At 52.4% G+C, this 7,826-nt stretch carries 9 protein-coding genes and 1 tRNA gene; 3 read left to right on the plus strand and 7 right to left on the minus strand.

The window, feature by feature from the left end:
• From GOV88_RS19195 to GOV88_RS19205, 3 genes are all read right to left on the minus strand, one after another.
• Positions 1 to 1,128, minus strand: coding sequence for a lytic murein transglycosylase (locus GOV88_RS19195; protein WP_171241408.1), 1,128 nt, complete (start codon positions 1,126 to 1,128; stop codon positions 1 to 3).
• A 111-nt stretch (positions 1,129 to 1,239) separates the two neighbouring features.
• The gene (locus GOV88_RS19200) at positions 1,240 to 1,887 is read right to left on the minus strand and encodes a GntR family transcriptional regulator (protein ID WP_171125422.1); all 648 of its coding nucleotides are present in this window, start codon (positions 1,885 to 1,887) and stop codon (positions 1,240 to 1,242) included.
• A gap of 30 nt (positions 1,888 to 1,917) precedes the next feature.
• On the minus strand, positions 1,918 to 2,613 hold the full coding sequence (locus tag GOV88_RS19205; RefSeq protein WP_171241409.1) for a M48 family metallopeptidase: 696 nt from the start codon (positions 2,611 to 2,613) through the stop codon (positions 1,918 to 1,920).
• Between the two features lie 100 nt (positions 2,614 to 2,713).
• On the opposite strand from GOV88_RS19205, the gene GOV88_RS19210 reads away from it, so the two are divergent.
• Complete coding sequence (locus tag GOV88_RS19210; protein WP_171212666.1) at positions 2,714 to 3,040, plus strand: TIGR02300 family protein; 327 nt, start codon at positions 2,714 to 2,716, stop codon at positions 3,038 to 3,040.
• Between the two features lie 143 nt (positions 3,041 to 3,183).
• Positions 3,184 to 3,259, plus strand: a tRNA-Ala gene (locus tag GOV88_RS19215).
• Between the two features lie 286 nt (positions 3,260 to 3,545).
• Here the strand turns inward: GOV88_RS19215 and GOV88_RS19220 are convergent.
• The gene (locus tag GOV88_RS19220; RefSeq protein WP_171241410.1) at positions 3,546 to 4,358 is read right to left on the minus strand and encodes a glycosyltransferase; all 813 of its coding nucleotides are present in this window, start codon (positions 4,356 to 4,358) and stop codon (positions 3,546 to 3,548) included.
• A 534-nt stretch (positions 4,359 to 4,892) separates the two neighbouring features.
• On the opposite strand from GOV88_RS19220, the gene GOV88_RS19225 reads away from it, so the two are divergent.
• The gene (locus GOV88_RS19225; RefSeq protein ID WP_171241411.1) at positions 4,893 to 5,927 is read left to right on the plus strand and encodes an ATP-grasp fold amidoligase family protein; all 1,035 of its coding nucleotides are present in this window, start codon (positions 4,893 to 4,895) and stop codon (positions 5,925 to 5,927) included.
• A 163-nt stretch (positions 5,928 to 6,090) separates the two neighbouring features.
• Here GOV88_RS19225 and GOV88_RS19230 read toward each other — a convergent pair whose 3' ends face one another.
• The 3 genes from GOV88_RS19230 to GOV88_RS19240 form a co-directional block, all read right to left on the minus strand.
• A complete protein-coding gene (locus GOV88_RS19230; RefSeq protein ID WP_171241412.1) occupies positions 6,091 to 6,753 on the minus strand; it encodes a hypothetical protein in 663 nt (220 codons plus the stop codon).
• Between the two features lie 369 nt (positions 6,754 to 7,122).
• Positions 7,123 to 7,473, minus strand: coding sequence for a hypothetical protein (locus GOV88_RS19235; RefSeq protein WP_171241413.1), 351 nt, complete (start codon positions 7,471 to 7,473; stop codon positions 7,123 to 7,125).
• Position 7,474: 1 nt separating this feature from the next.
• Positions 7,475 to 7,768, minus strand: coding sequence for a hypothetical protein (locus GOV88_RS19240; RefSeq protein ID WP_171241414.1), 294 nt, complete (start codon positions 7,766 to 7,768; stop codon positions 7,475 to 7,477).
• Positions 7,769 to 7,826 lie beyond the last annotated feature (58 nt).

Consider the following 7,826-nt stretch of genomic DNA (forward strand, 5'->3'; position numbering starts at 1 on the left):
CTAGCCCCCCAACTGCCGCAACAGCGCCACCGAGGGTTCGCCCGTCACTGGCAGGCCCTTGGCGCCCTGATAGGCGCTGATGGCGGATTTCGTGTTATTCCCGATCACACCGTCTGCGCCCTGCGTATCATACCCGGCGGCAGTCAATCGGCGTTGCAGTTCCTTGCGATCTTCCAGCGTCAAACCCGCGGCATCCGGCCCGAACGATGCCTGGAACGGCGCACCGCCAGCGATCCGGTCGGACAAGTGCCCGACGCCAATCGCATAGCTGTCCGAATTATTATACCGCTTGATCACCTGAAAATTGCGGAAAACAGCAATACGCGGCCCCGGCTTTTGCGGCTGCAGAACCGCGACCGGCGTGCCCGAGACTGTTCCAACCTCGCCACCCCAAGGCTGCCCGCGCACCCATCCCGCGCGGGCCAGATATGCCGCTGTAGAAGCAAGTGAATCTGTTGGGTCATCAGACCAGATATCACGCCGTCCATCGCCGGTGAAATCCACCGCATAGGCAAGGTACGAGGTCGGAATGAACTGGGTGTGGCCCATTGCGCCTGCCCAGCTTCCAGTCATCTTGTCGGGCGTCGTGTCGCCCTCCTGAATGATCTGCAGGGCCGCAATCAATTGCTTTTCAAAGAATGCACCCCGCCGCCCGTCATAAGCCAGTGTCGAGGTCGCCGAGATCAAGGGCACATCACCACGGCGGGCACCATAGCGGCTTTCAAGCCCCCAGACCGCAACGATAACCTCTTTGTCGACACCGTATTGCGCTTCAATCTTGGACAACGTCGCGGCGTGGCGGACCATCATCTGCTGACCCGTCTCAATCCGCTCATCCGAGGCGGCGATAGCCAGATAGTCTTCGAGCGAGCGCTTGAACTCAACCTGATTGCGATCGCGTTCGATCACGTCAGGCAAATAACCCGCCCCCTGAAAGGCCCGATTGATTGTGGATTGCGAAATGCCCTGCGCGGCCGCGCGGCCTTTGAAACCGGCCACCCAGGCATCCCAGCCCGAGTTCGGAACGGCCCGCATTCGCGATGCAGGTGCATTGGACTGCGTCCCTGCGGAACATGCAGTCAAAAGGGCGGACCCGAGGCCGACAGAAAATACTCGACGATTGATCATGGCTGAAATCTGCTCTTGTTGTGATTTGGTCCAGAGTACAACAGAGCCGCGCCCTAAACCAGAACGACGAACCAGGTCAGAGCAGACGCAGGGCGCTCGGCGACAAGTCGCCTAGCTGACCAGCATCCTCAGGCCCTGCGTGACATCCGAGCGCACCGCGAGGCGCAAACCGGGTTCATCCCCGGCCTTGAGCGCGGCAATGATCAGCTTGTGGTAATGCGGCGGCTCGGTCCGGCGCAAACGACCATACAAAGCGCGCATCGTCGGTCCCAATTGCAGCCAGACGGTTTCGGCTATGGCCAGCATCGCGGGTGCCTGCGCCCTCAGGTAAAGGGTCCGGTGAAACTCAAGATTGGTCCGGATATAGCCGACAGCATCGCGTTTGGTGACCATTTCAGCCACGTTCATGTTGATGCTTTGAAGCCGGTCGATCAAAGCCATATGCGCCCGAGGCAAAGCGCGGCTTGCCAGTTCAACCTCAAGCAGGGCGCGCAGGGCCGCCAGCTCTTCGATCCGGTCATTCGTCAACTCGGGCGTCGAGACACGGCCGGATGAGGACAGAAACAGCGCGCCTTCGGCTGCCAGACGCCGCACCGCTTCGCGCGCCGGGGTCATCGAAACACCAAACTCTTTGCCGATCCCGCGCAAAGTCAGGGCCTGACCCGGCGAAATCTCACCGTGCATGATACGGGCGCGCAGGGCACGGTAAACCCGGTCATGTGTTGCTGTTTGGGTTTCTGAAGGACGAGCGCTTAACATGCCCCCATGTGATCACAAACTGACCTGCGGTCAACTCATGGCAGTATCGAATCTATACTGATGAAGCTGCGCCCCGTTGTCGCGCAGCCACCGCCTTTGGTCTTTGTAGTCCCCGAAAATGCGCTCAACCTGCGCCCAAAACGCGGGCGAGTGGTTCATTTCTGCCAAATGCGCAACCTCATGCGCCGCGACGTAATGCAGGATATCGGACGGGGCCAATATCAACCGCCAAGAAAACATCAAACCACCTGTCGAACTGCACGACCCCCAGCGGGACCGCGTATCCCGGATCGTCAGGCTGGAATACGGACGTCCCAACATGGCCGCATAGTCATCGCACGCCCCGGTAAGACGATCCCGCGCCAGTTCCTTGAGAAATCTGCCCAAACGTCGCGCCTCGGCGCCCTTTGGGACTGCGATTTCATCAGTGCCCATCTGCACACGACGTCCGCTGGCGGGAACGATTCGCCGTGCGACGCCCTCGACCGGGATACTTTGACCAAACTGGACAACCGACAGCTCCGGTCTGTCCTCAAGATGTTGCCGGATCCAGTCTTCTTTCATACGTGCAAAGTTCAGCGCCTCGGCCTCTGGTACGCCTTGCGGGTAAGTCAGTGTAACGCGCCCGTCCAATTGGGAAATTCGCAGGCTGATCCGTCGCGCCCGTGCTGACTTGCGCAATGTCAGCGGCACCGGAGGCGTCCCGGGCAGTGCGTGATCTCCCATATGCCTGTTTCTCCTGCTCAAAGGCTTTGACAGTACCCGCCGCATGTGGCACGTGACCTGAATCGTCGATACGACTCACCTGATATCAAGGGGAATTGACATGCCCAAGGAAGAATGGGGTGTAAAGCGCGTTTGCCCGACAACCGGTAAGCGGTTTTATGACCTGAACAAGGACCCGATCGTTAGCCCCTATACCGGCGAGATCGTGGAGCTTGAAACCGGCAAAAGCCGGATGATCGCCGCAGATGCGGAAGACGCAGCATCGGCCAAAGCGCGTGAGAACGCGTCGGATGAAGATATTGTTCTGGATGATGACGACAACGTCGACGTTGAACTGGAAGACGATCTGCTGGACGATGATGACGACGACAATGATAACGTCTCGCTGGACGACATCACTGACATGTCGTCCGAGGACGAAAACTAATTCCGGTCAGAGGCGGCCCCGCGCCGCCTCGAACCGTCCCGGACGGCGGGCTGAAAGTTTTTGGTCACTCAGCCTGTTTTTGGACTTGCGCTAACCGCCACTGTCTCATAAACGTCCGTCCACTGCTTCGGCAGTACTTGTATGGGGCCTTAGCTCAGTTGGGAGAGCGCTTGCATGGCATGCAAGAGGTCAGGGGTTCGACTCCCCTAGGCTCCACCAAAATCTTCATAAAAATCATATTTTAAGGTCTGTATCGACTCGTCTTTGTCGGGAGTGCGCCCCTCGGGGTGCGTTCGGGGTGCGGTATAGTCCGCAATATGGACAATATGGGCTAGTTTTACGGACGACTCACCCGCCCAGTGTCAAACTTACGTTGACAGCGATGAGAACAATAGTAGAACAAATTCATGCGCAAGTGGCCACGAACAATTCCGTATGATCTACGCCGCCGACTAGAGTCGCTGCATGAATACCGCAGCGCACCTAGTATCGCCGCAAACGTCATCTACTGACTTTGAACCTCAAAAAGTCCAGAACCTAGTTTTCCTGTGGACCTGAATTCGTCCATCATTTTAACGAAAATTCTATTCTCCATATAATCTGGACGGGCTTCGGCTATCTTCATAACCAGGTGTGAAAGGTCATGCGACACTAGATATTCCCTCAAAGAGTGTGCATGATTCCATCGCAGCTTTTTTGGAAAATTGCTCCAGTTTGGCTCGTCAACAGGAAGGATCCCAAAGGGCTGCTGAATTCGCCAAGAAAAAGACGTGTTGGAAGATAGCTCCTGAAAAAACGTGCCTTCTGCATTCAACCATTCAGTCGCTTTCAATCTGTCAATGCTTCCTTCGGGCTGCTTCAAAGCAATTGATGACAGAAGTTTTGGACCGGCGAAAGAAAGTGTATCGAAAAGGTACTTTCGGTTAGCAATATGGTGCTCAACCTTGTCCAGAATTAGACTAGGCAACGGATGACCCTTCGGGATAAAAAGCAAACTATTCGTTAATCTGGATTGCTTCGCAAGCTGAAACCTATCGTCCCTAAACACTGCAATCGGGCGATCTAGACTAAAGTTAACAAGCGGTCCTTCACATTTAATGTCCACATCTAAATACCAGCCCCCATAGACTTCAAGAAGCAGTTGCCGTCCAATGTCTGACCGACACGCTGGAATTCTAATGTCCTGGTATACTTCCGCGATTATGGGCCGCGTTTGTGACAACAACTCAAGCACCACCTTGTCACCGACCAGCACAGTTGCCCAATCAGGATTTGCTCTCGCGATCTGAACGACGTTTTCTGCATATATCTCTGACAAGAGTTCTGGCTGGTCCTAGAAGAAAAATATATTTTTTCCGTCCTTCGACGGTTTCTTTGAAAGCTCGGGAATATCCAACATCGGTTTCGCTTTGTTTCTCGCCAACATGACCATATAGCCCCACTAAGATAAAGAACCGTTCGTCAAAACATATGAACTTCAAAAGAAAACCAAAAATCGAGATTTCAGAACGATTGGTGGCAGTAAGTTTGGTCTCTGTCTATGATGCCCTATTGTCAGTTAGACAGTTGCAAGTTCGTTTGCTGGGGTGACCATTCGATCATACGTATTCTGAACATCAACCAATAATGACTTCGAGAACAACCCGTCAAAAATAAACGCAACAAAAATGGGAAAAACATAGACATCCGGGAAAAGCGATTGCTCCACAGAACAACTTTCGTTGCCAGAAAGAATCCGTCACGCATAGCTGCGGTTTCTACTTAGATTTTTTTTCTGGAAACTTGAATAGTTCGAGGTCTCTAGGTAATCAAGCTTCGCAAAGCCTACAAATAGAAATTAGGGAGACGCCCGTTGCGGCCATTTGTCGAGCAGCACTTCTACAACAGACGCTCCCGCAAACAAATAGGCGACCGATACCTAAGCTATCTCCCTGAATATCTTGAAGACTTCAAGGCGTGGTACGATGAAAATCTTGATTCCACACTCGACTCTGTGTCGAAGCAGAAATTCAGAATTGCAAGTACAAGCTTAAACAGAGCACGTTGGGCTCGCCACATTCGACGGGGGATCGCAGGTTACCTTCGTAAGCGCGGGGAATATCCGGATTTCCTTTCAGCGAAAGACTTCGGAGCGATGAACATTCTCCATTCGCTTCTTATGCCTATGCCACTGACTAACCCTGCAGATAAACTCAGTGTTGGAAAACACATTCCAAGCTCTCTAGTTCAAAAGGTTGGTACTGCTCCAGTACTAAGGGAGTGGGCTCCCGACGAAAAGCTTAACTTCGATGGAATCGAGCCGGGTAGGTACTTCTTAAAAGCAAATCATGGCAGCGCCATGAATCTTCGTCTAGAACTGCCATGCGATGACTCTACGAAAGCGGAAGCTCAAGCCCTCGTAGACAAATGGATGGCGACTGACCACGGCAAGTACTCTTCTCAATGGTGGTATCATTTAATTGACAGGCGAGCATTTATCGAGCGAGACCTAAATGACGGAGGTATTGAGCCGCTAACCGATTTCAGATTTCATGTAATAAACGGGGAACCTGTCTTATTGCAGATGGACGTTGGACTAGGCACAAACGAGCGGCACAATCCGGTATATGATTCTGACTTGAACTATCTCCCTTACAATTTTTTGCGTAGAAACTTGCATGAAGTTCCGTTGCCGGAAGGTGCAGACACGGCAAAAGAACTAGCGAGAGCGATCGGCTCCAAATATCAGTACTGTCGCGTGGACCTATATATTACTGGCAATCAATACTATTTGGGCGAGCTGACATTCTTGCCGAATGCAGGCAGACGAATAGTTCAGTCCCCAGAGCTCAATGAGTATTTGTGTGGCGCTTGGAATCCGATGCCGCGCTTTGTCAAACTAAGTTAACCGGGTTCTGGACTTGTTTGGGTTCAAAGCCAGCAGATGACGGTGCGGTGAGAGATACGATTGACAGGAATACCTTAGACACTTGTCGTATCGGGTTGCAACACACCACATTGCTTCAGTTTGCCAACCAGATTACGGTTGAAGTTACCTTCTTCTATTTTAACTAAGATTTTCGGCTCACAAGCGCCTGTTTGATCTGCTCTCGTGACCATAAGCCCAAGGCTCGTTGATTCTTACCTTTATTCGTCGCCATAAACTCAGGGTCTAAGTTGATTTCCCCAGTCTCGCTGATAGTTTGAATTGGCTGACAAAGGTTAAACGGCGCTACGCACGGGTTAAATCGCTTGTAGCCACCATTCCTGTTCAATCGCGGGTTTTTAGAAACGAAATGCATTGTCATAAGTAGATACGGAATATCGCTGTCGACAAAGTTTTCAAAAAAAGCCCATCTCAGCCACCACTTCAAATGAAACAAACAATCTCTACACAGCATTAAATCTGCTTTTGGCAGGGAATCTGAGGTTTTATCCAAATGAATGAACTCTAGCGCCGAAGACTCGTGCTTTTGTTTAACATCTTCTAGGACTTCTAGCGAGATGTCACCACCAATGTAATGAAGGCCTTCTAAATCTACATTTTGCATCCAATTCCAGTCGCCACACGGTGCGTCTAGAAAAGTTTTTACTTCTAGTTTGTCGAAAATACGAGGAAGTGCCTCGCGTAAAGGAGCGGTGGCTCTCAGGATCGAGCCCGGACCTGATCGTGGGTTGTTTCGCCGACCAGACCAAGTCAGGCTTTCAAAAGTGCCTCTTAGGTTGTTTCGCATTTTCACCACTTGTATTTTAGATTTTTGTGCCGTCTTTCTTAGAGTTAAGTAGAGTTTAATGGGACAGCGAGGCAAGTTTCGATCACGGCATTAGTTGAATTTCTGGGCGACCTAGGCTCACTATCTATGCACTGCTCCTTCGCCGACGGTAAACCGAAATAACTCCAGCCCTGTGGCACAGGAAACTCAATTCAGACTAGCAGAGTTTGCTGATGCCATCATACGAAATCTATTGGTAAAATTAGACTAGGCTGAAAAACCCTCGTCGACTTGTCTTAGCTTCGTCCTGCTTGCTCTTGCCGCCAACATTGCATCGCGGTGTGTTGTCATTGCGGAACCTCTTAGGCGGTCGTTTGCGTGTGCGCTTGGTCATATCAATCCGTATTGCTTCGGCGTGGCTGGCCAGTCGTCAGGGTCCGTCTGGATCAGCTTGATGATGCCTTCCAGACCGGTCGGCCAATTGTGATAGACGTGAATGCTGTTGATCTTGACCAGCGTGCGTATTGCTTGCTGGTACTTTATGGCGGTGTCTCGGTTGCCGTGGCTTCCCATCATGAACGCTTGGTTCAACCGTTCCTGTTCCACAAAGGTCTTGAGGTTCGACCGCAGCCAAAGCGCATAGGCGATCCGATGCAGGGGATCATTCGGCCAGTCCAGCGGCTTGCCGCCATTTGCACGGCGCATTTCTGTTTCGGTGATGTCCGATGGTAGGTGGACCACATTACCCCCCGGTGGCTTGCTTCAGGAACGCTTCAAAGCTGGTCACGTTCTCGGCTCCTGGCTCCGCTTCGGCGGTCGATGGTGCTTTGGTCGCGGATGCAGCTAGGGCGATGCCATCCTTGGTGCGCAGACCCAGATCACGGGCCAGTGCCTGCATCTGTCGGCTTAGTTCCTGCTGGTGCTGGTGGGTCGGGTTTCGGCCTGTCGATCCGTTCACGTGCGTGATGATGGCGGGTGTCATTATGCAAAGAATACGATTGTCGGCCATCTGCTGCGTCACAAACGCCAGTTCCACGATTGTCTGACGTCAGCGCCAATGGGACATTTTAGGTCGATTTGATAAGAGAGGGTTT

Origin of the sequence: Ruegeria sp. HKCCA5491, assembly GCF_013034565.1 — a bacterium.
GTDB lineage: Bacteria > Pseudomonadota > Alphaproteobacteria > Rhodobacterales > Rhodobacteraceae > Ruegeria.